Below are 25102 nucleotides of genomic sequence, written 5' to 3'. Positions count from 1 at the left end.
CCGCTCGCCCCGCGCGAGCCGATCAGAGCAGGGTCGCTCAGGAACGCGCCAACCGCCGCAGCAGCGAATCCGCGCCCAGCGGGTACGCGCCGTGCCGGCGTACCCCGTCGGCGACCTCGCGGTCGGAGGAGACCACCACCACCGGGCGGCCGGGCGGCTCGGCTCGGACGAGCCGGCGGATCAGTTCGTCGGCGGTCTCCCCCTTGCGGGAGAAGAGCACCCGAACGCCCCGCGGGGCGGGCGGCAGGCCGTGCATCCGTTCGGCGCCGTCGAAGACGACGGTGACCTCGTCTCCGGTCTGCGCGGCGATCCCACCCAGACCGGTGATCAGTCGCTTGCGCTGCTGTTCCAGCGACATCTCGCCGAAGCCGCGTTTGGTCACGTTGTAGCCGTCGACGACCAGGTGCGCCCGGGGCAGGGCGAGCAGCTGATCCAGCCGGGCGGGGTCGTCGGTGTCCTGGGCACGGGCCGCGGCACCGGCGGCGGTGGCGGTCGGGGAGTCGGTGAAGGCGTCCGCGACGAAGTCGGCGGGCAGCTTGTCGACCGGGTCCAGTGCCAGCTCCCGGCGCAGCCCGACGGCGGCCCGGCCGATGGTCTCCAGGAGCAGCCACAGCCGTGCGTCGTCGACCGAGCGGGCCTCCTTGGCGCTGCTGCGGGCCACCCCGGCGGCCGCCTCCGCCTCGGCCAGTCTGGCCCGGGACCGGCGCAGCTCGGCGTCCGCGTCGGCGGCGGCCCGGTTGGCTCTCCCCCGCTCGGTGGCCAGCAGCTCACTCGCCCTGCGCTCCCGGGCCTGACTATCCCGGAGGGTACGGTTGAGCTGCCGGGCCTCCTCGCGCAGCTGACCCAGCTCCTCACGTACCCGGGCCAGTTCGTCGCGCAGCTTGTCGGCCTCGACCCGGGCGACCGCCCGATCGTGGTCGGCGCGGGTGGCCCGCTGCTCGGCCTGGCGGACCAGCTCGGCCACGACCGCGGTGTCCGCCTCGGCGCGGACCGCCGCGCCGCTGGCTTCGATCAGGTCCCGCCAGCCGCTCGGCCGGGCCAGGTACGCCAGGGCCGCGACCTCGACCGGGTCCGCCGCGGCGGGAGCCATCCCCTCGATCACCGCGGCGCCCAGGTCACCGGCGTCGGCCAGGGCCCGGGCGGTAACCCGCTGCCGGAACAGGGGGTCGGCGGCGAGTTGGGCGGCGATCACCGGCGCGCCCAGCCGGGCCCGCCGGTTGGGCGCGAACTTGGCGACCCGACGCAGCGGCACCGGTACCTCGTCGAGGGGCAGGCCGGGCAGCGCGGCGGCGGTGAGCGAGACGATGCGCTGCCGGACCGGCTCTGGCAGGCTCGGCTCCGCCTCCGGGAGGCCCGGCTGCGTCGCCACCTCCCGGTCACCGGCGGCCTCCGCCGCACCGGGATGACCCGCCTTACCGACAGCCGGCTTCCCGACGACCTGCTCCTCCCGTGGGAGGTTGTCGTCGTGCGGCTCGGCGAGGGGCATGTGGCAAGTCTCCCACCGCGACCGGGCCCACCGCCTGGTGAGTGAGCCGATCTCTCATCCTAGACCCGGTGGTGACTGCGGGGCCGGTGGGGCGGGACTGTCGCACGGGAGCGCTAGTGTGCCGCCGATGGCACGACAGGAATACCTCCAACCGGCGTTGGCCGGGACCGACCCGGGCGCTGGCGGCACCGATCCGGCGCTGCCTCTGTCCGCGACGACGTTCGTGGTGGTCGATCTGGAGACGACCGGCGGGGCTCCCGACGGCGGCGGCATCACCGAGATCGGCGCGGTGAAGGTGCGTGGCGGCGAGGAGCTGGGGGTGCTGGCGACGCTGGTCGATCCCGGGGTGCCGATCCCGCCCTTCATCACCGTGCTGACCGGCATCACCCAGGCGATGCTGCTGCCGGCGCCACCGATCGAGCAGGTGCTGCCGAGCTTCCTGGAGTTCGTCTCGGATGCCGTGCTGGTCGCCCACAACGCCCCCTACGACGTCGGTTTCCTCAAGGCGGCCTGCGCGAAGCACGGCTACCGCTGGCCGAATCCACGGGTGCTGGACACGGCCGCGCTGGCCCGACGGGTGTTGCTGCGTGACGAGGTGCCCAACCGCAAGCTCGGCACCCTCGCCGCCTACTTCCGGGCCGCCACCGTGCCGACGCACCGGGCGCTGGAGGACGCCCGGGCGACGGTCGACGTGTTGCACGGGCTCATCGGCCGGCTCGGTGGGCACCGGGTCGACACCATCGGCGACGCCATCGAGTTCGCCCGCGCGGTCACCCCGACGCAGCGCCGCAAGCGGCACCTGGCCGAGGGACTGCCGAAGGGGCCGGGGGTCTACATCTTCCGCGCCGCGGACGACCGGCCGCTCTATGTGGGCACCTCCCGGGACGTCGCCACCCGGGTCCGCAGCTATTTCACGGCGTCGGAGAAGCGCGCCCGGATCTCGGAGATGCTGGCTGCCGCCGAACGGGTCGAGGCGGTCGTGTGCGCACACTCGTTGGAGGCCGAGGTCCGCGAGCTGCGGCTGATCGGGGCGCACGCACCGCCGTACAACCGTCGGTCGAAGTTCCCGGAGCGGGTGGTCTGGCTGAAGCTGACCGAAGGGCCCTATCCGCGGTTGTCGGTGGTCCGGGAGATCTCCCCCGACGACCGTGCGTACCTCGGTCCGTTCTCCTCACGCCGGGCCGCCGAGCTGGCCGCCGCCGGTTTCCACGACGCGGTGCCACTGCGCCAGTGCACCCACCGGCTGTCGCTGCGCACCGCCACTCCGGCCTGCGCACTGGCCGAGCTGGGCCGCTGTCCGGCACCCTGCGAGCACCGGATCTCCCCGCAGGAGTACGACCGTCTGGCCGTCACGCCGTTCGCCGCCGCCACCACCGGCGACCCGCAACCGGTGGTGGACGCCCTGCTCGCCCGGATCGAGGCGCTCTCGGCCGGGCAACGCTACGAGGAGGCCGCCGTACTGCGGTCCCGCCTCGCGGCGGTGCTGCGGGCCGCGGTACGCATGCAGCGGCTCGCCGCGCTGAGCGGGCTGGCCGAGTTGGCCGCCGCCCATCCGGCCGCCAACGGCGGCTGGGAGTTGGCGCTGGTGCGGCACGGCCGGCTGGCCGGGGCCGGGGTTTCCCCTTCCGGGGCCCATCCCCGACCGACGTTGGCCGCCATCCGGGCCACCGCCGAGACGGTGCTTCCCGGCTATGGTCCGGTCCCGGCGGCGAGCCCGGAGGAGTCGGAACGGATTCTGTCCTGGTTGGAACGACCGGAAACCCGACTGGTCGAGATGTCCGCCGGCTGGGCGTCTCCGGTGGCCGGCGCGGCGCGGTTTCGTGACCTGCTGACCAAGGCCGAGAGCGCGGCGACCCACCAAAGCTGGTCCGAACGCCTATGAGCAAGTGTCCGATCGGACTACCTCGACTCACTTACTCTGTTAAGGAAGTGCAGTCCTGCCCGTTTCGAGGATCTGCTCCCGGTTGCCGGTGCGACGGCGGTCGCGCGACGCAGATGTGAGGGGGTGTCCCAGGTGGACGTCGACGCCGGACGTGGCGGTGCCCTGGGCGGCGCGCTTCCGACACAGCCGGGCGAGCTGCCCCTGACCCGCCGGCTACGCTCCCTGCTGAGCTGGCCCAGCGCCGAGGCGGAGCCGGTCGGCCAGCTGGTCCGCGCACACCGCGCCATCCACACCGGAGCTGATCCGGCGGTGTTGCGCAGGGCCTACACGATCGCGGAGAACATGCACCGCGGCCAGTTCCGCAAGAGCGGCGAACCGTACATCACCCATCCGCTCGCGGTCGCCCAGATCTGCGCCGATCTGGGGATGGACACGATGACACTGGTCGCGGCACTGCTGCACGACACCGTGGAGGACACCCGCTACACCCTGCAGGCCCTGGCGGAGGATTTCGGCCATGAGGTCGCGCACCTTGTCGACGGGGTGACCAAGTTCGACAAGGCGTTCTACGGACAGGCCGCCGAGGCGGAGACCATCCGTAAGATGATCATTGCGGCCGGCAAGGACGTCCGGGTGCTCATCATCAAGCTCGCCGACCGGCTGCACAACATGCACACCCTGGGCGTCCGATCGGCCGCCTCCCGGGAACGGATCGCCCGCAAGACCCAGGAGGTGCTGGTACCGCTCTGCGACCGGTTGGGCATCCAGACCCTCAAGCGGGAGCTCGACGACGTGGTACTGCTGCACCTGGAGCCCGACGAGCACGCCCGCATCGCCCGACACGTGCACGACCGCCCCGGCTGGGACAGCTACCTCGCCGACGTGGTCACCCAGGCCAAGGCGGCGCTGCGGCGCAGCCGGGTGGACAGCGAGGTGGCCCCCCGACCGCGGCACCTCTACTCGATCTGGAAGGACACCGTCGCAGGCGGTCACGTCGTCCCGTACGACCTGCCCCGCATCACGATCGTGGTGGACGGCCCGACGACCGACACCTACGCGGCACTCGGCGCGATCCACGGGCTCTGGCAGCCGGTGCCAGGCCGGTTCAAGGATTTCATCGCCTCGCCGAAGAACAACCTCTACCGGTCCCTGCACACCAGCGTCTGTGGTCCGGGCAACCGCACGGTGGAGGTGCTGATCCGCACGACGGAGATGCACCGTTCGGCCGAGTACGGGGTGGCCGCCGGCTTCCGTTTCCCCCGATCCGGCACGGCCGCGGCGACCGGCTCAGAGCAGCTCGACTGGCTGCGCCGGGTGCTCAACTGGGAGCAGAACGCCGCCGACCCGGCTCAGTTCCTCCAGTCGCTACGCTGCGACCTGTCGGAGGCGCAGATCCAGGTGGTCGCCGAGGGGCGGCAGATCGTCCTACCGGCCGGTGCCACGCCGGTCGATCTGGCCTACGAGTTGAGCGCCGACCGGGGCGACCGTTGTCTCGCCGCGCGTATCAACGGCCGGCTGGTCCCGCTCTCCTCCGAGTTGGAGGAGGGCGACGTGGTCGAGATTTTCAGCGAGGCCGACGAGGAGGGTGGCCTCGACGCCAAGGTGGCCCCGCGCGGCCCTCGCCGCGAGTGGCTGGGCTTCGTCAAGTCACCGCACGCGCAGATGCAGATCAACCGTTGGTTCGCCGGCCACAGCGAGCCGGGCATCTCGATCAGTGACAAGGTACGGCTCGGTCGGGCCACCATCGGGCTGGCCCTGCGGCAGCACAACCGAGGGCTGGCCAGCGACCTGCCGCTGCTGCGGCTGTCCGAGGAACTCGGCTATCCGGACCTGGAGACCCTGCTGGTCGCGGTCTTCGACCGGGTGATCGAGCCGGACGCAGTGGTACGCCAACTCATCGACCTGGTCGACCATCGGCAATGACCCGCGCTTCCCATGCCGCGAGTACGGCTCACGGCTACTAGCCTGGACTCATGATCCCCCGCACGCGCCGTACTGGACGCGCCGTCGCCTACCAGGTCTTCTACCGGCTACCGCTACCGGTGCGCCGCCGGCTGGTGCGGATGGCCGTCTCCAAGTACATCGTCGGCGCCGTCACCCTGGTCCGCGACAGCGAGGCCGGCGGGGCTGGGCGTCTGCTGCTGCTTCGCCAGCCGCCGGGACGGGGGTGGACGCTCCCTGCCGGGCTGCTGCAACGTGGCGAGAACCCGGCGGTCGGCGCAGTTCGTGAACTCTACGAGGAGTCGGGCGTGCGCCTGCCTCCCGCCCGGCTCAACCCGGCGGTGCCCAACGCGATCGTGCACGCGAAGGGGTGGGTGGACATGGTGTTCACCGCCGAGGTGCCGGCGTCGAGCACCGAGCTGACCGTCGACGGCGCGGAGGTCTTCGAGGCCGCCTGGCACCCACTGGACGACCTGCCGAAGCTGACCTGGCCGACGGCCCGCCTGCTGGGCCACTACGACATCGGCCCGCTGGCCGGTCAGTTCCCACCGCCGCTGCCCGACGCCGCGCCGTGACCGGGCCGGCGGGCGGCGGGATCTGTGCGGTGGTGCTCGCCGCTGGCGAGGGCACCCGGTTGCGTCCGCTGACCGAGCGGGTGCCCAAGGCACTCTGCCCGGTGGGTAACGTCCCACTGCTGGACCGGGCGCTGGCGCGGCTCGCCGGGCTGGGCCTGACCTGCCCGGCGACGGTTGCGGTCAACGCCTGCTATCTCGGCGACCTGGTTGGGCGACAGGTGGATGGCCGGGCTCATCTCTCGGTGGAACCGGGCACCCCGCTCGGCACGGCGGGCGGGGTGGGAAACCTGCGGGACTGGATAGCCGGCCGGGGCGTGCTGGTCGGCAACGCCGACGCGTACCTCGCCGACCCGGAGCGACCACCCGGCCCGGACATCGCGGCGCTGCTGCACGGTTGGGACGGCGAGACGGTGCGCCTGCTCGGCCAACCGGCCAGCGACCCGCGGGCCCCGGGCACCTTCGCCGGGCATCACTTCACCGGCTTCTCGCTACTGCCCTGGCGGCTCGTCCGCGAGCTGCCCGCGGTCTTCGGCGACCTGGTACGCGCCGTGTGGCGTCCGGCCGAGGCCGCCGGCCGGCTGACCGTGGTGGGCTTCCCGGGCACCTTCGTCGACACCGGCACCCCGGCCGACTATCTCGCCGCGAACCTGCACGCCGCTGGCGGCGGTTGCCTGGTCGACCCGGCCGCCACGGTCAGCGGCCGGTGCTACCGATCGGTGGTCGGTGCGGGCGCCGTGGTGCGGGGGACGGTGACCCGCAGCGTCGTCTGGCCCGGTGCCACGGTCGGCTCCGCCGAGCGCCTGTGCGACGTGATCCGGGTCGGTGCCGACCTGACGGTCCCGGCGGGTTGACCCCGGCCCGGCCTTGCCCCCCTCACACCTCACCGACGGTTGCTCTGCGCCGGTGGGCCGCTGGCATGGGGAAACCAGGGGCGTCGGAGCGTCTTCGACGCCCACTTGTCGCCCAGAGCGACGGTCACCGGGAGTTGTCATCCTGGACCGGTCGCGCCACACCGGCCCCGGGCGGTAGCTAGCATGGGCGGCGACACCGACGAACGGAGAGCCCACCAGTGATCACCGCGATCGTGCTGATCGACTGCGCCACCGACTCGATCCCCGAGGTGGCCGAGGCCCTGGCCAACCTGCCCGGGGTGAGCGAGGTCTACTCGGTGGCCGGGCACGTCGACCTGGTCGCGATGGTCCGGGTCCGCGAGTTCGACGAGATCGCCCAGGTGATCGCCGGCAGCATCTCGAAGGTGCCGGGGGTGCTAAACACCGAGTCGCACATCGCCTTTCGCGCGTACTCCCGGCACGACCTGGAGGTGGCCTTCGCCATCGGGTTGGGCAGCACGGACTGAGCCACCGGCTGCCAGCCGGCCACGAGCCGGTCCACCCGTGGGGTGGACCGGCTCGGCACGTGCCGCAGTTCGGCACCTACCGCCAGCTCAGCTCTGCTGCGGCTGCGGGCTCTCGGTGACGGTGCCACCCGGAGCCGGTGCCTCCTCGGTGAAGGTCTCACCGGGGGTCGGCGTGGTGCCACCCGGAGCCGGAGCGGTGCCACCCGGGCTGGCCGTACCGGACGGGCTGGTCTCCGGAACCGGGATGCCGAGATCCTCCGCCAACATCACCAGAGCGTCGTAGTGCGCTTGCAGGACCGGTAGCGCGGTCTGCGCCAGCTGCACCACCTGCGGCTCGGTGCCCTGCGAGATCTCCGTCTGGGTCGCCTGGATGGCCTGGACGTGGCCGGCCAGTTCCTGGGTCACCCAGAGCCGGTCGAACTCCGCACCACTGGCGTTGTTCAGCTGGTCGAGAGCCGACCGCTGATCGCTGGTGGGTTCGCTCGGCAGCTCCACGTTGAGCTGTCCGGCCAGGTCCTGCACCGACTGGTCCAGTTCGGTGTGGTCTGTGACGAACTGCTGCGCCACTTCCTTGACCTGCTCGTTCTGGCCCTTCTCCTGGGCCAGCTCACCGGCGGCGATCTCGTACAGGTTGACCTGGTGGACTGCCTGTAGGTACTGGGTGTCCTGTTCCGACGGCTGCGCCGCCTGCGCCGCCGCGGCGGGTGCGACACCCACCAGCACCAGCGCGGCCAGCAGGCCGAGGCGTTTCATACCCAACATGCTTCCTCCCCCGTTGAGACGTTGGACCGCACGGATACCCGGCTGGCCGGGGTTATTCCTGCGTTACGCCGACGGGTGGGAAGGGAACGACGGACGGGGGGCAACCGGAAACGGCGGTGGCGCCCACCGGAGGTCTCCGGCAGGCGCCACGTCACGCTGTGGCGGACCTCAGCGGCGGGTGTCCCCGCTACCGATCTCCTCGCGGTCGGCGCGCGGCTCGACCGGCGGATGCCCCGGTGAGACCGGCGCCTCGACCGGCTTCTCGATCGGGTAGAAGAAACCTCGGATGGCCGGTCCGAGGGCACCGAGCCGGTTCATCTTCTTCGGAACCACCCAGCCGGCGTAGTCCAGCTCGCCGTGCCCGTTGCCGTCGGCCGCACTCAACGGCTGGTGCACCTCCACGAACCGACCGTCCGGCAGGCGCCGGATGATGCCGGTCTCCACGCCGTGGGCCAGCACCTCCCGGTCGTGCTGTTGCAGGCCGAGACAGATCCGGTAGGTGACGTAGTAGGCCAGCGGCGGAAGGATCAGCAGACCGATCCGGCCGGCCCAGGTCATCGCGTTCAGGCTGAGGTGGAACTTGTCGGCGATGACGTCGTTCGCGCCGGAAAGGGTCAGGACCACGTAGAACGTGACGGCCATGGCACCCAGGCCGGTACGGAACGGCACGTCGCGGGGACGCTGGAGCAGGTTGTGGCTCCGGTGGTCCTTGAGGAAGCGGGCCTCCAGGAACGGATAAAGCGTGGAGAGCCCGACCAGGATGCCGGGTAGCACCACTGTCGGCCAGAACAGCGGTGGAATCACGTACCCGTCGCCGATGGGTATGTAGATCTCCCAGTCCGGCATCAACCGGGTCGAGCCGTCAAGGAACATGACGTACCAGTCGGGCTGACTGGCGGCCGAGACCACCCACGCCTCGTACGGACCGAACAACCAGATCGGGTTGATCTGGAACAGGCCACCCATCAGCGCGATGACCCCGAAGACGACCATGAAGAAGCCGCCCTGCTTGATCGCGTAGCGGGGGAACATCCGCTCGCCGACCACGTTGGCGTTGGTCCGTCCGGGGCCTGGCCACTGGGTGTGCTTCTGCTTGAAGACCAACCCCAGGTGAACGCTGATCAACGCGATCAGCAGGCCCGGGATGAGCAGCACGTGGGCGATGAAGAACCGGCTGATGATGATCGTGCCGGGGAACTCGCCGTTGAAGACCGCCGCGGTCACCCAGGAACCGATCACGGGGATGGACAGCATGATCGCCGAGGCGATCCGCAGGCCGGTGCCGGAGAGTCCGTCGTCCGGCAGCGAGTAACCGGTGAAGCCGGCCAGGAAGCCGACCCAGAACAGCAGCGAGCCGATGATCCAGTTGGTCTCGCGCGGCTTACGGAACGCGCCGGTGAAGAACACCCGCAGCATGTGCACCACGATCGCGGCCATGAACAGCAGAGCCGCCCAGTGGTGCATCTGGCGCATGATCAGGCCACCGCGGACGTCGAAGGAGATGTCCAGGGTTGAGGCGTAGGCGACCGACATCGGCGTGCCCCGCAGTGGTGCATAGCTGCCGTTGTAGATGACCTCGGTCAGCGCCGGCTCGTAGAAGAAGGTCAGGAAGACACCGGTCAGCAGCAGGACCACGAACGAGAAGAGCGCGATCTCGCCGAGCAGGAACGACCAGTGGTCGGGGAAGACCTTGTTCAGCAGCCGGCGTAGGGGGGTCGCCACCTGGAAACGCTCGTCGACGGCCCGCCCGGTGTTGGCGGGTGCCGCTGCAATGTCAAACTTTCGCCGCTTCACGGCCGCTCCCAGAAGTCAGGCCCGACGGTTTCAGTGTAGTCGGACCTCGCCACGAAGTATCCCTCGGCATCCACCTCGATCGGCAACTGCGGCAGCCGCCGGCTCGCGGGACCGAAGATGGGCTTGGCGTTGTCGGTGATCAGGAACTGCGACTGGTGACACGGGCACAGCAGGCGATTGGTCTGCTGCTCGTACAGGCTCGCCGGGCAGCCGGCGTGCGTGCAGATCTTCGAGTACGCGGCGTAGTTGCCCCACATGTAGTCGCCGTGCCCCTCGCGCTCGTTGTTGCGGCGCGATTCCTCGGCGTCGGCGTCCCGCAGGTGGATCAGCAGGGCGGGCGAGTCGGCGTACCGGTTGCTCACGCCGTGCTCCACGCCGGGGAAGACGGTGATCTGGCCGCCGGAGCTGATGTCCGCCGGCCGGATCGGCCGCCCGTCCTCGCGGACCAGCCGGATCCTCTGGCCGTCCTGCGGGGCGAACCCGGTGGTCATCATCTGGTCGTCCTTGTGCGGGTCGGAGATCAACGCACCCACCAGCGGCGCCGCGGCGACCGCGCCCACCGGCGCCAGACCGGCCAGCAGCGACACACCGAGCAGCGGCCGACGCCTAACACCCAGCTCGTCGGTCATGTAGGCCATGGTCTGGCCGGTGATCTTCTGGTCCTCGGTCGAGACGCCCCCGTGCCGGTCCTGGATCGACACCTCCTTCGGCAGCAGCTTCTTGCCCCAGGTGAGAATGCCGAAGCCGACGGCGAGCAGGGCGACACCGAGGGTCAGGCCAAGCAGCGGGGTGTAGAGCTTGTCGCCGCCGCTACCGGGCTGGTACTCCCAGGGCCACCAGATGTAGAGCACCAGGAAGGCGGTCGCCGCCAGACCGGTGAGCAGGAAGAACCCCGCCACCGTACGGACCAGCCGGCGCTCGGCCTTGCTGCCCGCTACCACCTGCGGCTCGTAGTGGACGATCTCGATGTCGTCCCGACGGGCACCCTCCCGGACGATGTCGAACCGGGTCAGCCGGGGGTCGTCCACGTCGAAGGGCTCCTGGCCGGCCGGCTGCTCGGTCTGCCTGCTCATCGTTCCCCCGCTCACGACTTGCCCGCGATCCACAGGCTGGCGAAGACGAGCGCGACGATGCCGACCAGGAAGATCGCGACACCTTCGGTGGACGGCCCGTACCGGCCCAGGTTGAAGAAGCCGCCCGGGTCGCCGTCGTGCTTCAGGGACTGCTGGATGTAGGCGATGATGTCCGCCTTCTGCTCCGGGGTGATCTGGTTGTCCCCGAAGACCGGCATGTTCTGCGGGCCACTCAACATCGCCGCATAGATCTGGCGGTCGGTGGCCGGCGACAGGCTCGGCGCGTACTTTCCGGAGGAGAGCGCGCCGCCGCCGCCGCTGAACGCGTGGCACTGCGAGCAGTTGATCCGGTACAGCTCACCGCCGATCGCGACGTTGCCGTCAGCGTGCAGGTTGTCACCGGCCGGCACGACCGGTCCACCGCCCAGTTCCTGGACGTACGCGGCGAGCTGGTCGATCTCGTCCCGGGTGAACACCTCGGGCTTGCGCGCGGCCTGCGCCTCCTGCCGGGCCATCGGCATCCGGCCGGTGCCGACCTGGAACTCGACCGAGGCCGCGCCGACGCCGATCAGGCTTGGTCCGCGGTCCTCGACTCCCTGCGCGTTGCGACCGTGACAGCTCACACAGCTCACGTCGAACAGCGCCTTGCCCTCTGCGGCGGCACCGCTCAACGGCGGGTTCTCCTGCGCTGACGCGCCGGGGGCGAGGACGGTGTAGGCACCGCCGGCCAGCATCAGCGCGGCGACCAGCCGGACCGCGGCACCCAGCCGACGGCGGCCCCTGCTGCGCGCCACGGGCCGCTCGCGCAGCCGCGCGAGCAGACCGCGTCGGCGGTCGTTGTCAGAAGTCATGACCTGTGTCCTTAACCGGTTGGACCTTGTCTGCGGGGGTGGAGCAGCGGTTAGCCGACTGGCACGCCAAGATCACTGAAGCCAGTAGATCATGGCGTACAGCCCGATCCACACGACGTCGACGAAGTGCCAGTAGTACGACACCACGATCGCCGAGGTGGCCTGCGCCGGAGTGAACCGGCCCATGGTGGTACGGATCATGAAGATCACGAAGGCGACCAGACCACCGGCGACGTGCAGGCCGTGGAAGCCGGTGGTCAGGTAGAACATCGACCCGTAGCCGTCACTATTGATCTTGATGCCGTGATGCACCAGCTCGCGGTACTCGTTCACCTGGCCGAGGACGAAGATCAGGCCCATCACGAAGGTGATCGTGAACCAGCGCCGCAGCGCGTGCACGTCACCCCGCTCGGCGGCGAACACGCCGATCTGGCAGGTCACCGAGGACAACACCAGGATCACCGTGAAGGTGGTCGCGTACGGGATGTTGAGGACCTCGGTGTGCTCCGCCCACTGCTCCGGCGCCGCCGCGCGGATGGAGAAGTACATCGCGAACAGCGCCGCGAAGAACATGAGCTCGCTGGAGAGCCAGACGATCGTCCCGACGCTGACCATGTTGGGCCGCGTCAGAGAGTGGATCCGGCTCTTGTCAATGGCTGGGGCCGCAGTCACGGGGTCATTATTGCCCTTGACCACGGCCGGCGATCAGCGGGGGGCCAAACCGGGGTGCACATGGCCCGATCGGTACCGACCGGTTCGCCTGACCTAGGCTGATTGGCGTGCCGCATCCGATCTTCCTGGCCAGCTCGACCGCACCGCCGCCAACGGCGAGCGTGACCGGCGCGGGCGGGACTGAGGTGACGGCCGGCGCCGGGCCGCTGGCGGCAGAGGCAGCCCCACCGCCGTTCTCGGTCACCTCCGTGTTCACCGAGGCCCGCCTGGACAGCTGGCTCGCTGTGGGCCTGGTGCTCGCCGCCGGCCTCTACCTCTACGGCGTGCACCGGCTGCGGGTACGCGGCGACCGTTGGTCGATCGCCCGGACGATCTTCTTCCTCGGCCCCGGTCTCGGCGGCATCACCTCGGTGACGGTCAGCGGGTTGCACGCGTACGACACCACGCTGCTGTCGGTGCACATGGTCCAGCACATGGTGCTGTCCATGGTCTCGCCGATCTTCCTGGCGCTCGGCGCACCGGTGACGCTGGCCCTGCGCACCCTGCCGACCGGCCCGCGCAAGCGGCTACTCGCGGTGGTGCACAGCCGGGTCGCCCGGGTCTACACCTTCCCGCTGGTGGCGTTCGCCATCTTCGTGGTGAACCCGTTCGCGCTGTACTTCACCGACCTGTACCGCTACACCCTGGAACACGCCTGGGCACACGAGGTGGTGCACGCGCACTTCATCATGACGGGCTGCGTGTTCTTCTGGCCGCTGCTCGGCCTGGACCCGCTGCCGGGGCGCTGGCCCTACCCGGGGCGGGCACTGCTGATGCTGCTGTCGGTGCCGTTCCACACCGTCCTCGGCCTGACCGTCATGCAGAGCACCACCCTCTTCGGCGGCGACTGGTACCCCTCGCTCGGGCTAGGCTGGGCCGACCCGTGGGAGGACCAGATGCTCGCCGGCGGGATCCTGTGGGCCGGTGGCGAGTTCGTCAGTGTGACGATGCTCGCGGTGCTGGTCGTGCAGTGGATGCGCCAGGCCGAGCGGGAGGCCCGCCGGATCGACCGCGAGCTGGACCGCCAGGAAGCCCGCCAGCGCGCCGCGGAATCCGCTGCCTGAGCCGCGGCGGGTTCGACGCGGGGCGGCGCGCCACCCCCACCACGCCGACCGGTACGATCGGCCACGCAGCTACGAGATGAGCGCCGTCTCGCCAGCCATCAGCGGGCGGGTCGACCGACCTGCCGCGGCGGCCGGTTCGGACGGCAGGAAGCGAAGCGGAGTGTCGGCATGAGCGAGCGTCTGTGCACCGTCCTGCTCTACAGCGACGACCCGCAGGTGCGGGACCGGATGCGGCTGGCCGTTGGCACCCGACCGGCGACCGACCTGCGCGTCGAGTTCGTCGAGGCAGCCACCTACGCCGACTGCGTCCGGCTGGTCGACGACTACCAGATCGACCTGATGCTGCTCGACGGCGAGGCCACGCCCGGCGGCGGCATCGGCATCGCCCGGCAGGTCAAGGACGACTACGAGACCGCTCCCCCGACCTGTGTGGTGATCGCCCGCGCCGCCGACCGGTGGCTGGCCTCCTACGCCGAGGTCGACGCCACCCTGGTGTATCCGCTCGACCCGGTGACGACCGCCGCCGCCGTCACCGAGCTGCTGCGGACCCACGCACCCGCCTGACGCCCCACTCCGGCACCGCCACGGCGCCGGGCGAGCCGGCGCCGTGCCCGTCCCACCCGTTACCGTCTGCTCGGGAGGCCCGCATGGGCGATCGGACCTGGCCGCACCTGCTCACCACGCTGCTGCGCGGAACGGAACTCTCCACCGCCGACACCGCCTGGGCAATGGGCGAGATCATGTCCGGCTCGGCGGCCCCGGCCCAGATCGCCGGCTTCGCCGTCGCGCTGCGCGCCAAGGGCGAGACCCCGGCCGAGGTGAGCGGGCTGGTCGAGGCGATGCTCAGCCGGGCCGTCCGGGTCGAGCTGCCCGAGGAGGTACGCGCGAGCGCACTCGACGTGGTGGGCACCGGCGGGGATCTCGCGCACACGGTGAACATCTCCACGATGACCGCGCTGGTCGTCGCCGGCGCTGGCGTGCGCGTGGTCAAGCACGGCAACCGGGCGGCCTCCTCCTCCTGCGGCACCGCCGACCTGCTGGAGTTCCTCGGTGTGCCGCTGGACCTCGGGCCCGACGACGTGGCCAGGTGCGTGGCCGAGGCGGGTATCGGCTTCTGTTTCGCCGCCCGGTTCCACCCCGGCATGCGCCACGCCGGCCCGGTACGCCGGGAACTCGGCGTACCCACGGCGTTCAACTTCCTCGGCCCGTTGACCAACCCGGCCCGTCCTCGTGCCGGTGCCGTCGGCTGCTTCGACGCCACTATGGCACCAGTGATGGCGGCGGTCTTCGCGGCCCGCGGCGACTCGGTGCTGGTGATGCGGGGCGAGGACGGACTGGACGAGTTCACCACCGCCGCCGCGACCCGGTGCTGGATCGCGCAGAACGGTGCCGTCAGGGAGACCGTGGTGGACGCGACCGACCTCGGCGTACCCCGGGCCACCCTCGCCGACCTGCGCGGTGGCGACGCGCCCTGCAACGCCGACGTGACCCGGCGCCTGCTCGCCGGTGAGCCCGGCCCGGTACGCGACGCCGTCCTGGTCAACGCCGCGGCGGCGCTGGCCACTCAGGGCCCGATGGTCGGTGACCTGACCGAGGCGCTGCGCGCCGGCCTGGGCCGGGCTGCCGAGTCGATCGACTCCGGCGCCGCCGCCCGCACGCTCGACCGCTGGATCGAGGTCGCCAACACCGCCTCAGCTTGATCAACCGACGAGAAGGCCCGCCCCCGGTCGGAGGGGCGGGCCTTCGAGTGTCGCGTAGGTCAGTGCTCGGCGGTGCGCCGGGTGCCGGAGTAGTACTCGAACAGCAGGCCGCACGCCGCCAGGATCACCAACAGCAGACCGAGGCCGATCAGCCAGAACTGCCAGAACACCAGACCCAGACCGGCGGTCGCGGCAGCCAGGGCCAGACCGAACGGCCAGTAGCTGCCCGGGCTGAAGAAGCCGATCTCGCCCGCGCCGTCGGCGATCTCGGCGTCCGGCCGGTCCTCGGGACGCAGGTCGATGCGCCGCGAGACGAACCAGAAGAAACCGCCGCACATCGTGCAGAGCAGGAACGACAGCAGCAGAGCCACCGTGCCGATCCACTCGACCTGGCCGCCAGAGTCGGCCGCCGTCCAGCCGCCGTACAGGACGGTCGCGAAGAGCAGGAACCCGGCGATGATCAGGAAGATACGCCACTCGGTCTTCATGCCGGTTACCTCAGCTTCCCGCGCCGGCCGGAGCAGTGTCCGGGTTGAAGTTGCTCTCGGTACGCCGCGTCTCGAACGGCCTCGTGGTCACCGCGTACGGATCCTCGTCGATCACGGTCAGTGCCGCCTGGGTGGAGGCGCCGTCCTGCTTGGCCGCGAGGAACCGGTCGAAGTTCTCCGGCGAGACCACCCGCAGCTCGAAGTTCATGAAGGCGTGGTAGCTGCCACACAGCTCGGCGCAGCGACCCACGTACGCCCCCTCGGACTCCAGCGAGGAGACCTCGAAGACGTTGCGGATGCTGCCCGGCATCACGTCCCGCTTGAACAGCATCTCCGGCACCCAGAACGAGTGGATCACGTCCCGGCTGGTCTCCTCGAACCGGATCGACCGGCCGGTCGGCAGCACCAGGATCGGAACGACCTCGCTGGTGCCGAGGACCGACGCGACGGTGTCCGCCTCGGTGCCCTGCCCGTCGCGGTAGTTGAACTGCCAGTTCCACTTGAAGCCGACGACCTCGACGGTCACGTCCGGGTTCCTGGTGGTCCTCACCACGTCCGTCTGCACGACCGCCGTGTAGTAGAAGAGCACGGAGACGATCAGCACCGGCGCGATGGTGTAGAGGAACTCCATCGGCAGGTTGTAGCGGGTCTGCACCGGCAGTTCGTTGCCGCGCTTGCGGTAGCGCACGACGCACCAGAAGATCAGGCCCCAGACGAGGAAGCCGACCGCGAGAGCCGCGACACACGAGGCGATCCACAGGTCGTACATCCGGCGCGCCTCGGGGGTGATGCCGCCCTGCGGCCAGCCGAAGCCGCCGAACGCCGCCCCGACGTCACAGCCCGTGAGCAGGACCAGCAGCGCGGCGCCACCGAATCCGAGCCCGGCGAGCCGCCCGGCACGACGCCCGCGCCGCCCACCGGCTCCTGGGGATGCGCTGCGTCGCACGGCCTTCGGCCGTACCTCCGAACTCCTTGCGACCACCTGGTCCTGCCTCCCTAGCGCGCCGCGGTGTCTGCTCGTTCTGGCCGGCTCCGTAGCCGGAACCGGCACACCGGCGGCAAAGGCGTCACCGACGGTCGCAGATTACTCGACCATGACGGGCTGGAGCCGGTTGGGGTCGTTGTCCGCACCTGACGGGGGATCCTTTCCCGACCTAGGCGATAGCGTGGGCAAACGTGATTCCTTCCCCGGTCTACCTGGACGCGGCCACCGCCGCGCCGCTGCACCCGGTCGCCCGGCAGGCGCTGCTGGCCGCACTCGACGACGGCTGGGCCGACCCGGCCCGGCTCTACTCCGCGGCGCGGCGCGCTCGCCAGTTGCTCGACGCCGCCCGCGAGGCCACGGCGGAGACCCTGGGCGTACGCCCCGACGAAGTGTCCTTCACCGCCAGTGGCACCAGCGCCGCGCACACCGCCGTGCTCGGTGGCCTGCACGGGCGGAGGCGCACCGGCGGCGCGCTGGTGCACTCGGCGATCGAACACTCGGCCGTGCTGCACGCCGCCGAACACCACGCGGCGCGGGGCGGCACTGCCGTCGAGGTGCCGGTCGACCGGCTCGGCCGGCTGGATCTGGCCGCCTGGTCGGCGGCCGTGGCCGGTCCCGGGGTGGCGCTGGCCGCCCTGATCGCGGCCAGCCACGAGGTGGGCACCGTGCAGCCCGTCGAGGTCGCCGCGACCGCCTGCGCAGACGTGGGTGTGCCGCTGTACGTCGACGCCGCCCAGATGGTGGGCCGGGTGCCGGTGCCGGCAGGCTGGTCGGTGTTGACCGCGAGCGCCCGCAAGTGGGGCGGGCCGCCCGGCGTCGGCCTGCTGGTGGTCCGCAAGGGCGTCCGCTGGGAGTCACCGTGGCCCGCCGACGAGCGCGAGTCGGGGCGTACGCCCGGCACACTGAACCTGCCCGCGGTGGTGGCGGCGGCGGCCGGCCTGCGCGCGGCGGCGGCCGACGCGGCGGAGCACGCGATCCGGCTGTCGCCGCTGGTGGACCGGATCCGCGCCCGGGTGGCCGCCGAGGTGCCGGACGTCGAGGTGGTGGGCGACCCGGAGCGCCGGCTGCCGCACTTGGTCACCTTCTCCTGCCTGTACGTCGACGCCGAGGCACTGCTGCACGCGCTGAACCGGCGGGGCTTCGCCGTGTCGTCGGGCTCGTCGTGCACCTCCTCCACGGTGCGCCCGTCGCACGTGCTGGAGGCGATGGGGGCGCTCTCACACGGCAACGTGCGGGTCTCGCTGCACTCCGGCAACACCGAGGCCGACGTGGACCGTTTCCTTGCCGAACTCCCGCAGATCGTCGCCGAGCTGCGGGAACAGGCGGGGGTGGTGGGGCTGTGACCGCCCCCGGCGGCCCCGTCGCCGACGGCCGGCGCCCCGAGGTACTCGACTGCCTCGGTCAACGCTGCCCGCTGCCGGTGATCGCGCTCGCCCGCCGGCTGCCCGAACTGCCGGTGGGCGCGGTGATCCGGGTGCTGGCCGACGACCCGGCGGCGGGGGTCGACATTCCGGCCTGGTGCCGGATGCGCGACCAGGAGTTCCTCGGCCCCGCGCCCGGCCCCGCCTACGACGTCCGCCGGTCGAGGTGAAAGGAGGGGGACCTTGATAACGCCTGGCGGATAGGCAGGGCCCCCTCTCAGCGGTTCGACGCGGCGTCGATCCACGGCGAGCGCAGCCGACGGCCGGAGCGAGAGAAGGCGTACGGCGCTGTCCGGGCTCCAGAAGCGCCCGGTGAGGGCCCGCGGGTCAACGGCGACGAGACCCGACGCGCCCAGCTCGCGCACCTCGTCTACCAGGGTATGTCGCTCGCAGATCCCAGTTTCCAGATCTGGGTCCGGCTGCGCTCGGTGGGTTCAGGGCAACAGGTGTGGACGGATCTCGTCGGCGGCCTCGTCGCCGTAGGACTCGGCGAGGCGCTTGACGAACAGGTCGTGGCGCACCTGGTACTCCTGGGTGCCCACGGTCTCCAGGACCAGCGCGGCGAGCAGCGAGCCGACCTGGGCGGCACGCTCCAGCCCGACGCCCCAGGACAGCGCCGTGAAGAAGCCGGCGCGGAAGCCGTCGCCGACGCCGGTGGGGTCGACCGCCCGGGCCTCCCGGGCAATCGGCACGTGGATCGGGTCCATGTCCCGCCCGGCGATCTCCACACCGTGCTTGCCCAGCGTGGTGACCCGGACCCGCACCCGCTCCAGCAACTGGTCGTCGCTCAGCCCGGCCTTGCTCTGCAGCAGCGACTTCTCGTAGTCGTTGGTCATCAGGTACTCGGCGCCGTCGATCAGCGACGACACGTCCTCGCCGGCCATCCGGGCGAGCTGCTGGGAGGGGTCGGCGACGAAGGCGTAGCCCCGCTCACGGCACTCGGCGGAGTGGCGCAGCATCGCCTCCGGGTCGTTCGCGCTGACCAGTACCAGGTCCAGCCCGCCGAGGCGCTGCGCGACGGGGTGCAGCTCGATGTTGCGGGCCTCGCTCATCGCGCCCGCATAGAACGACGCGATCTGACACATGTCGGTGTCGGTGGTACAGACGAAGCGTGCGGTGTGCGCCACCTCGCTGGTGTGCACCGAGTCGCAGTCCACCCCGTGCCGCTCCAGCCACGAGCGGTAGTCGGCGAAGTCCGCGCCGACGGCACCGAGCAGCACCGAGCGCAGGCCGAGCTGCCCCATGCCGAACGCGATGTTGGCCGCCACCCCGCCGCGGCGCAGCACCAGATCGTCCACCAGGAAGGAGAGCGAGACCTTGTGCAGTTGGTCGGCGATCAGCTGGTCGGCGAACCGACCCGGGAAGCTCATCAGGTGGTCGGTGGCGATCGAGCCGGTCACGGCGATCTTCATGGCAACCCTCGGGGGTCGGGAGCGGGGCGCGGTCAGCCTACCGGCCCGATGCCACCACGGGCACCGGTCGACTCGACCTGACCGGCCTCCTCCCGTCGACGCCCGGCGGGCGGCCGACGTCGGCCGCGGAAACGACGGCGGGACGGCCGTCTGGCCGTCCCGCCGTCGGTTAGACCGACCGACTCAGCTGAAGGAGTCGCCGCAGGCGCAGGAGTTGCCCGCGTTCGGGTTGTCGATGGTGAAGCCCTGGGCGTCGATCCGGTCGGCGAAGTCGATGGTGGCGCCGGTCAGGTAGGGAGCGCTCATCCGGTCGACGACCACCTCGACACCGTCATAGTCGGTGACGACGTCACCGTCGAGCGAACGCTCGTCGAAGAACAGCTGGTACCGCAGGCCGGAGCAGCCACCCGGCTGCACGGCGATCCGGAGCCGCAGGTCGTCGCGGCCCTCCTGCTCGATCAGGGCCTTGACCTTCTGCGCCGCGACGTCGGTGAGGACGACGGACGTGGGGGCCTTGGCCTCGGTCGACTCGGTCTGCGCTGGCGTGGTCACGTGGAATTCTCCCTGCGCGCGTTCGGTGTGGTCTCCCCTGGCCAACGTCAGCAGCCGGTCGGCGATTCCCACAGTGGTCCAGTTTCCCGATTGTAGGCCGCCGGAGAGCCGGGTGGCCCGGCGGCGTGACCAGCCACTCCAGCGGCCCGCCCCGGTACCTGGTACCCGGGGGACCGGGCGCGACACGCGGTCGGCCTCAGCGGCTCCACTGCCGGGCCAGTCGGGCGCCGAGCGCCCGCAGGCCCTCCGCCGGGCGGTCCAGCGCGGCGGCCAGACCGCCGCGCTCCTCGCCGCCGAAGTGCTCCACCAGGCTGTACGCGTCGGTCACCCCGACCGAGGCGGCCTCCCGCCGGCCGGTGCTCACCTGTCCGGCGAGCACGACGCAGGGTACGCCCCGGTCACGTGCGGCGCCGGCCACTCCGGCGACAACCTTGCCGCGCAGCGACTGATGGTCGAACTTGCCCTCCCCGGTGATCACCAGGTCGACCCTGTCCAGTGCGGCGTCCAGCCCGACGGCCCGGCTGACCAGCCCGATGCCCGACTCGCACCGACCGCCGAGGGCCAGCAGCGCCGCGCCGATGCCGCCGGCCGCGCCACCACCGGGCAGCGTGCCCAACGCGGTGGGGCAGCCAGGCAGATCACGTTCCAGAACCTCGGCCCAGCGGTGCAGCGCGCCGTCGAGCAGCAGCACGTCGGCCCGGTCGGCGCCCTTCTGCGGCCCGAAGACGTTGCTCGCCCCGTGCAGCCCGAGCAGCGGGTTGTCGACGTCGGTGGCGGCGATCAGCCGCGCCTCGCGCAGCCTCGGGGTGCCGCCGAGCGTGGCTACCGCCACCAGCGCCGCTCCGCCGTACGGCAGGGACGAGTCGGTCCCGTCCAGAGGGACCGCGCCCAACGCGGCGAGCATGCCCGCGCCGCCGTCGTTGGTCGCCGAACCGCCCAGACCGACGACCACCGTGCGGGCGCCGACCTCGACCGCTGCGGCGATCAGCAGGCCCAACCCGTACGACGTGGCCGCCTTCGGGTCGCGCTCGGCGGCGTCGAGCAGGTGCAGCCCGCACGCGTGGGCGCTCTCCAGCCACGCGGTCGCGCCGCCGTCGGTGAGTAGGATCTCACCGGCCGCCGGGCGCCCCAGCGGGTCGACGGTCGGCACCGGTACCCGCCGGCCGGACAGCGCCTCGGCGAGCACGTCGAGGAACCCCGGCCCCCCGTCGGCCAACGGCCTGACCATTAGGTCGTCGCCGGGTGCCACCTCCCGCCAGCCGTCGGCCACCGCGGCGGCCACCTGCGGGGCCGGCAGCGTGCCGGCGAACTTGTCCGGGCAGAGCAGTACGCGCATGTCTGGCAGTGTGGCAGCCCACACCGGCGGGGACGGCGCACCGGTCACGTTGTGGGACCATGGTGAGCGTGACGTCGCCCTGGGCTGAACCCTCCAACACCGCCACCGCGCTGCTGCTTCTCGGCCGCGGCAGCGACCCCGCCACCGAACGTGGCGTGGAGTGTCCGGGCGACCTGCCGGCACCGAGCGACCCCGACCTGGTGGCCCGCGCCGCGGCGGCCAAGGCCGCGTTGGGCGCGAAGGTCTTCGTGCTCGGCCACCACTACCAGCGCGACGAGGTGATCCGGTTCGCCGACGTGACCGGCGACTCGTTCAAGCTGGCCCGGGAGGCCGCCGCCCGGCCGGACGCGGAGTACATCGTCTTCTGCGGCGTGCACTTCATGGCCGAGAGCGCCGACATTCTTACCGCCGGCACGCAGCAGGTGATCCTGCCGGACCTTGCGGCCGGCTGCTCGATGGCGGACATGGCGGCGCTGCCGCAGGTGGAGAACGCCTGGGAGGTGCTCACCGAGCTGGGTGTCGCCGAGCGGACCGTCCCGGTTACCTACATGAACTCTTCGGCGGACATCAAGGGTTTCGTGGGGCGCAACGGCGGCGTGGTGTGCACCTCGTCGAACGCGAAGCGTGCTTTGGAGTGGGCGTACGAGCAGGGCGAGAAGGTGCTCTTCCTGCCGGACCAGCATCTGGGCCGCAACACCGCCGTACTGGAGATGGGCCTCTCCCTGGACGAATGCGTGCTCTACGACCCGCACAAGCCGGGCGGCGGGCTGGCTCCGGAGCAGCTGCGCGACGCGCGGATGATCCTCTGGCGCGGTCACTGCTCGGTGCACGGCCGATTCACGCTGGACAGCGTCAACGACGTCCGCGAGCGGGTGCCCGGGGTCAACGTGCTGGTGCACCCCGAGTGCCGGCACGAGGTCGTCAACGCGGCGAACCTGGTGGGCTCGACGGAGTACATCATCCGTACCATCGACGCGGCGCCGGCCGGCTCGGCGTGGGCGGTCGGCACCGAGCTGAACCTGGTCCGCCGGCTCGCCCTGGCCCACCCGGACAAGCAGATCATGTTCCTGGACCGGGCGGTCTGCTACTGCTCGACGATGAATCGGATCGACCTTCCGCACATGGTGTGGGCGCTGGAGGAGCTGGTCGCGGGTCGGGTGGTCAACCGGATCACGGTCGACGCCGAGACCGCACACCACGCCCGGGTGGCGCTGGATCAGATGCTCGCGCTCCCGGGGGCCTGAGCCTTCCCACCGGACATCACCCTCGGTAGTGGCCACAGTACCCAAAAGTGCCGGATCACCGATAAATGCCCTCCGCAGCGGTGTGACCGGATCCATTCTCATCACGGAGGGCTATGCTGCCGGGCGACAACAAACGCGGGCGCGGGAGTTTGCCCGCCACCGCGCCCCGGGTAGCGACCGGTGGTGTCCCCCATCGAAACGGCAGCACGCACGCGCTGGAGGTTGCGTTGACCGACGACATCCTGGTCGTACACGGAGGCACCCCGCTGCAAGGGCGGATCCGCGTGCGCGGCGCGAAGAACCTGGTTTCGAAGGCGATGGTCGCCGCGCTGCTCGGCGACAGCCCGAGCCGACTGTTCGACGTACCGAAGATCCGTGATGTCGAGGTGGTCCGGGGCCTGCTCGGGCTGCACGGCGTGAAGGTCACCGACGGCGAGGAGGACGGCGAACTCGTCTTCGACCCGGCGAACGTGGAGAGCGCCAGCACCGACCAGATCAACGTGCACGCCGGCTCCAGCCGTATCCCGATCCTGTTCTGCGGGCCGCTGCTGCACCGCCTCGGGCACGCCTTCATCCCCGACCTGGGCGGCTGCCACATCGGGCCACGGCCGATCGACTTCCACCTGCAGGCGCTGCGTGAGTTCGGCGCCACGATCGACAAGACCCCGGAGGGGCTGCACCTCTCGGCGCCGAACGGTCTGCACGGCACCAAGTTCGCGCTGCCCTACCCGAGTGTGGGCGCGACCGAGCAGGTGCTGCTCACCGCGGTCATGGCCGAGGGTGTGACCGAGCTGCGCAACGCCGCGGTGGAGCCGGAGATCATCGACCTGATCTGCATCCTGCAGAAGATGGGTGCGATCATCAAGGTGCACACCGACCGGGTGATCGAGATTCAGGGTGTACCGAAACTGCACGGTTACCACCACCGGCCGATCCCGGACCGGATCGAGGCGGCGAGCTGGGCGGCGGCGGCGCTGGCCACCCGTGGACACGTCGAGGTGCTCGGCGCCGAGCAGGCCGACATGATGACCTTCCTGAACGTCTTCCGCTCGGTCGGCGGCGAGTACGAGGTCACCGACACCCGGCCGCCCCGGCTGGGGAACCCGGGCCAGGAGGGCGGCATCCGCTTCTGGCACCCGGGCGGCGAACTCCAGGCCACCGCGCTGGAGACCGACGTGCATCCGGGCTTCATGACCGACTGGCAGCAGCCGCTGGTGGTGGCGCTGACCCAGGCGCGCGGCCTGTCGATCGTCCACGAGACGGTCTACGAGCAGCGGCTGGGCTACACCGAGGCACTGAACACGATGGGCGCGAACATCCAGGTCTACCGGGACTGCCTGGGCGGTACCCCGTGCCGCTTCGGCAGGCGCAACTTCAAGCACTCGGCGGTGATCGCCGGGCCGAGCAAGCTGCACGCCGCCGATCTGGTTATTCCCGACCTGCGGGCCGGCTTCAGCCACCTGATCGCCGCGCTGGCCGCCGAGGGGACCTCCCGGGTGTACGGCGTCGACCTGATCAACCGGGGCTACGAGGACTTCGAGGCCAAGCTCGCCGACCTCGGCGCGCACGTCGAGCGGCCGTAGCCGGGCCGCACCCTCGGTGCTACCGCGGGCCCCGCTCGCGTCCGGTGCACCCGCGATGTGCACCGGACGCCGCGCGTTGGCTACCCTTGCCGCGTGCCGTCGCTGTTTCGCCGCAAGTCCGCTGACCTCGCCGAGCCTGCCACCGAGCCGCTGACCCCGGCGGAGGAGGAGGCCGAGGCCGCCCGTGTCCGTGGCTACACCCCGGGCAAGGGGCGGGAGACGCCCAAGCGACCCGCCACCGGCCGACGCCCGGCCGGCGCCGTGAAGGCGCTGAGCAAGGAGGAGGCCAAGGCGGTACGCCGGCAGCGGCGCGCCGAGGCCTCCGCGGAGTTCCGGCGTGAGGGCGGGCCCCGCGACCGGGGTCCGGAGCGGCTGCTGACGCGCAACGTGGTCGACTCCCGGCGTACGGTCGGCACCTGGTTCTTCGGCGGCGCCCTGGTGGTGCTGATCGGCTCGAACCAGGCGATGCCGCCGGCGATCCGGCTCGCCTCCAACCTGCTCTGGGGCGCGTTGGCCATCGGCGTGGTGATCGACTCAGTGCTCATCTCACGCAAGATCAAGAAGCTGGTACGGGAGCGCTTCCCGAACTCCACCCAGCGCCTGGGCTCGCTCTACGTCTACGCGATCATGCGGTCGATCACCTTCCGCAAGCTGCGTACCCCGGCGCCCCGGGTCGCCATCGGCGACGAGGTCTGACCGGCCCGGCCGCGCTCCCGCCGCAGCAGCCCGGCGACACCACCGGCACCCGACACTCCGGCCCTACCTGGACCTCGGTACGTACCGGCTCGCCAGGGGGCGAGCCGGTGCCAGGAGCTGACTGGCCACGTCCAACCCAAATGTCCGGATCAGTGGGATAATGTTTGGGTCGACGAGGGTGCCGCAGTG

The 25102-nt window shown here is 71.2% G+C and carries 24 protein-coding genes; 13 read left to right on the top strand and 11 right to left on the bottom strand.

Annotation, left to right across the window (positions count from 1 at the left end; translation table 11 throughout):
• Positions 1–37 precede the first annotated feature (37 nt).
• On the bottom strand, positions 38–1486 hold the full coding sequence (locus tag ACFHWY_RS10235) for an NYN domain-containing protein (protein ID WP_416579880.1): 1449 nt from the start codon (positions 1484–1486) through the stop codon (positions 38–40).
• Positions 1487–1613: 127 nt separating this feature from the next.
• Here ACFHWY_RS10235 and ACFHWY_RS10230 point away from each other — a divergent pair, with 127 nt between their 5' ends.
• The 5 genes from ACFHWY_RS10230 (at position 1614) to ACFHWY_RS10210 (ending at position 7241) form a co-directional block, all read left to right on the top strand.
• On the top strand, positions 1614–3368 hold the full coding sequence (locus ACFHWY_RS10230) for a DEDD exonuclease domain-containing protein (protein WP_416579879.1): 1755 nt from the start codon (positions 1614–1616) through the stop codon (positions 3366–3368).
• 132 nt (positions 3369–3500) lie between these two features.
• Positions 3501–5291, top strand: a complete 1791-nt coding sequence (locus ACFHWY_RS10225; RefSeq protein WP_416579946.1) for a RelA/SpoT family protein — start codon at positions 3501–3503, stop codon at positions 5289–5291.
• A 50-nt stretch (positions 5292–5341) separates the two neighbouring features.
• Positions 5342–5884, top strand: coding sequence for an NUDIX hydrolase (locus tag ACFHWY_RS10220; RefSeq protein ID WP_416579878.1), 543 nt, complete (start codon positions 5342–5344; stop codon positions 5882–5884).
• On the top strand, positions 5881–6735 hold the full coding sequence (locus tag ACFHWY_RS10215) for a nucleotidyltransferase family protein (protein WP_416579877.1): 855 nt from the start codon (positions 5881–5883) through the stop codon (positions 6733–6735). The genes ACFHWY_RS10220 and ACFHWY_RS10215 overlap by 4 nt, the downstream gene beginning before the upstream one ends.
• Before the next feature lie 218 nt (positions 6736–6953).
• Positions 6954–7241, top strand: a complete 288-nt coding sequence (locus tag ACFHWY_RS10210; RefSeq protein ID WP_416579876.1) for an Lrp/AsnC family transcriptional regulator — start codon at positions 6954–6956, stop codon at positions 7239–7241.
• A gap of 87 nt (positions 7242–7328) precedes the next feature.
• On the opposite strand, the gene ACFHWY_RS10205 is transcribed toward ACFHWY_RS10210, so the two are convergent.
• The 5 genes from ACFHWY_RS10205 to ACFHWY_RS10185 all read right to left on the bottom strand — a co-directional run bounded on the left by ACFHWY_RS10205 (position 7329) and on the right by ACFHWY_RS10185 (position 12393).
• Positions 7329–8003, bottom strand: coding sequence for a DUF4142 domain-containing protein (locus ACFHWY_RS10205; protein WP_416579875.1), 675 nt, complete (start codon positions 8001–8003; stop codon positions 7329–7331).
• Between the two features lie 168 nt (positions 8004–8171).
• Positions 8172–9797 carry a cytochrome b N-terminal domain-containing protein gene (locus ACFHWY_RS10200; protein WP_416579874.1) on the bottom strand — a complete coding sequence of 542 codons (1626 nt, stop codon included), beginning with the start codon at positions 9795–9797 and terminating at the stop codon, positions 8172–8174.
• The gene (locus ACFHWY_RS10195; RefSeq protein ID WP_416579873.1) at positions 9794–10870 is read right to left on the bottom strand and encodes a ubiquinol-cytochrome c reductase iron-sulfur subunit; all 1077 of its coding nucleotides are present in this window, start codon (positions 10868–10870) and stop codon (positions 9794–9796) included. Before ACFHWY_RS10195 ends, ACFHWY_RS10200 begins: the two co-directional genes overlap by 4 nt.
• Before the next feature lie 11 nt (positions 10871–10881).
• Positions 10882–11721, bottom strand: coding sequence for a cytochrome c (locus ACFHWY_RS10190; protein WP_416579872.1), 840 nt, complete (start codon positions 11719–11721; stop codon positions 10882–10884).
• Positions 11722–11793: 72 nt separating this feature from the next.
• Positions 11794–12393, bottom strand: coding sequence for a cytochrome c oxidase subunit 3 (locus ACFHWY_RS10185; RefSeq protein ID WP_416579871.1), 600 nt, complete (start codon positions 12391–12393; stop codon positions 11794–11796).
• Between the two features lie 161 nt (positions 12394–12554).
• Here ACFHWY_RS10185 and ACFHWY_RS10180 point away from each other — a divergent pair, with 161 nt between their 5' ends.
• From ACFHWY_RS10180 to trpD, 3 genes are all read left to right on the top strand, one after another.
• Entirely contained in the window at positions 12555–13496 is a 942-nt protein-coding gene (locus tag ACFHWY_RS10180) for a cytochrome c oxidase assembly protein (RefSeq protein ID WP_416579945.1), read from the top strand.
• 168 nt (positions 13497–13664) lie between these two features.
• Positions 13665–14060, top strand: coding sequence for a hypothetical protein (locus ACFHWY_RS10175; RefSeq protein WP_416579870.1), 396 nt, complete (start codon positions 13665–13667; stop codon positions 14058–14060).
• Positions 14061–14143: 83 nt separating this feature from the next.
• Positions 14144–15196, top strand: a complete 1053-nt coding sequence (gene trpD, locus ACFHWY_RS10170; protein WP_416579869.1) for an anthranilate phosphoribosyltransferase — start codon at positions 14144–14146, stop codon at positions 15194–15196.
• 59 nt (positions 15197–15255) lie between these two features.
• Here trpD and ACFHWY_RS10165 read toward each other — a convergent pair whose 3' ends face one another.
• Both ACFHWY_RS10165 and coxB read right to left on the bottom strand, forming a co-directional pair.
• A complete protein-coding gene (locus tag ACFHWY_RS10165) occupies positions 15256–15684 on the bottom strand; it encodes a cytochrome c oxidase subunit 4 (RefSeq protein WP_416579868.1) in 429 nt (142 codons plus the stop codon).
• A gap of 10 nt (positions 15685–15694) precedes the next feature.
• Positions 15695–16666: a cytochrome c oxidase subunit II gene (gene coxB, locus ACFHWY_RS10160; RefSeq protein WP_416579867.1), complete on the bottom strand. Its 972-nt coding sequence runs from the start codon at positions 16664–16666 to the stop codon at positions 15695–15697.
• A gap of 194 nt (positions 16667–16860) precedes the next feature.
• On the opposite strand from coxB, the gene ACFHWY_RS10155 reads away from it, so the two are divergent.
• A complete protein-coding gene (locus tag ACFHWY_RS10155; protein WP_416579866.1) occupies positions 16861–18012 on the top strand; it encodes a cysteine desulfurase family protein in 1152 nt (383 codons plus the stop codon).
• Entirely contained in the window at positions 18009–18260 is a 252-nt protein-coding gene (locus ACFHWY_RS10150) for a sulfurtransferase TusA family protein (protein ID WP_416579865.1), read from the top strand. Before ACFHWY_RS10155 ends, ACFHWY_RS10150 begins: the two co-directional genes overlap by 4 nt.
• Positions 18261–18524: 264 nt before the next feature.
• Here the strand turns inward: ACFHWY_RS10150 and ACFHWY_RS10145 are convergent, their stop codons facing one another.
• The 3 genes from ACFHWY_RS10145 to ACFHWY_RS10135 all read right to left on the bottom strand — a co-directional run bounded on the left by ACFHWY_RS10145 (position 18525) and on the right by ACFHWY_RS10135 (position 21390).
• On the bottom strand, positions 18525–19502 hold the full coding sequence (locus tag ACFHWY_RS10145) for a carbohydrate kinase family protein (protein ID WP_416579864.1): 978 nt from the start codon (positions 19500–19502) through the stop codon (positions 18525–18527).
• Positions 19503–19685: 183 nt separating this feature from the next.
• Complete coding sequence (gene erpA, locus ACFHWY_RS10140; protein WP_204032725.1) at positions 19686–20054, bottom strand: iron-sulfur cluster insertion protein ErpA; 369 nt, start codon at positions 20052–20054, stop codon at positions 19686–19688.
• Between the two features lie 196 nt (positions 20055–20250).
• Complete coding sequence (locus ACFHWY_RS10135; protein ID WP_416579863.1) at positions 20251–21390, bottom strand: glycerate kinase; 1140 nt, start codon at positions 21388–21390, stop codon at positions 20251–20253.
• 68 nt (positions 21391–21458) lie between these two features.
• Here ACFHWY_RS10135 and nadA point away from each other — a divergent pair, with 68 nt between their 5' ends.
• From nadA to ACFHWY_RS10120, 3 genes are all read left to right on the top strand, one after another.
• A complete protein-coding gene (gene nadA, locus ACFHWY_RS10130) occupies positions 21459–22634 on the top strand; it encodes a quinolinate synthase NadA (RefSeq protein WP_416579862.1) in 1176 nt (391 codons plus the stop codon).
• Positions 22635–22861: 227 nt separating this feature from the next.
• The gene (gene murA, locus ACFHWY_RS10125) at positions 22862–24217 is read left to right on the top strand and encodes a UDP-N-acetylglucosamine 1-carboxyvinyltransferase (RefSeq protein ID WP_416579861.1); all 1356 of its coding nucleotides are present in this window, start codon (positions 22862–22864) and stop codon (positions 24215–24217) included.
• 93 nt (positions 24218–24310) lie between these two features.
• The gene (locus ACFHWY_RS10120; RefSeq protein ID WP_416579860.1) at positions 24311–24913 is read left to right on the top strand and encodes a DUF3043 domain-containing protein; all 603 of its coding nucleotides are present in this window, start codon (positions 24311–24313) and stop codon (positions 24911–24913) included.
• Positions 24914–25102: the final 189 nt, after the last annotated feature.

This window comes from Micromonospora sp. LOL_024, from assembly GCF_048060415.1.
Lineage (GTDB): Bacteria > Actinomycetota > Actinomycetes > Mycobacteriales > Micromonosporaceae > Micromonospora.
This window is presented reverse-complemented; position numbering and strand designations above follow the sequence as displayed.

What these genes read in the sequence shown, in the direction of transcription:
- ACFHWY_RS10145 (WP_416579864.1), bottom strand. Translation starts at nt 19,502, where the DNA reads ATGAAGATCGCCGTGACCGGCTCGATCGCCACCGACCACCTGATGAGC.
- ACFHWY_RS10175 (WP_416579870.1), top strand. Translation starts at nt 13,665, where the DNA reads ATGAGCGAGCGTCTGTGCACCGTCCTGCTCTACAGCGACGACCCGCAG.
- ACFHWY_RS10235 (WP_416579880.1), bottom strand. Translation starts at nt 1,486, where the DNA reads ATGCCCCTCGCCGAGCCGCACGACGACAACCTCCCACGGGAGGAGCAG.
- ACFHWY_RS10205 (WP_416579875.1), bottom strand. Translation starts at nt 8,003, where the DNA reads ATGTTGGGTATGAAACGCCTCGGCCTGCTGGCCGCGCTGGTGCTGGTG.
- ACFHWY_RS10135 (WP_416579863.1), bottom strand. Translation starts at nt 21,390, where the DNA reads ATGCGCGTACTGCTCTGCCCGGACAAGTTCGCCGGCACGCTGCCGGCC.
- ACFHWY_RS10230 (WP_416579879.1), top strand. Translation starts at nt 1,614, where the DNA reads ATGGCACGACAGGAATACCTCCAACCGGCGTTGGCCGGGACCGACCCG.
- ACFHWY_RS10220 (WP_416579878.1), top strand. Translation starts at nt 5,342, where the DNA reads ATGATCCCCCGCACGCGCCGTACTGGACGCGCCGTCGCCTACCAGGTC.
- ACFHWY_RS10195 (WP_416579873.1), bottom strand. Translation starts at nt 10,870, where the DNA reads ATGAGCAGGCAGACCGAGCAGCCGGCCGGCCAGGAGCCCTTCGACGTG.
- ACFHWY_RS10190 (WP_416579872.1), bottom strand. Translation starts at nt 11,721, where the DNA reads ATGACTTCTGACAACGACCGCCGACGCGGTCTGCTCGCGCGGCTGCGC.
- trpD (WP_416579869.1), top strand. Translation starts at nt 14,144, where the DNA reads ATGGGCGATCGGACCTGGCCGCACCTGCTCACCACGCTGCTGCGCGGA.
- ACFHWY_RS10165 (WP_416579868.1), bottom strand. Translation starts at nt 15,684, where the DNA reads ATGAAGACCGAGTGGCGTATCTTCCTGATCATCGCCGGGTTCCTGCTC.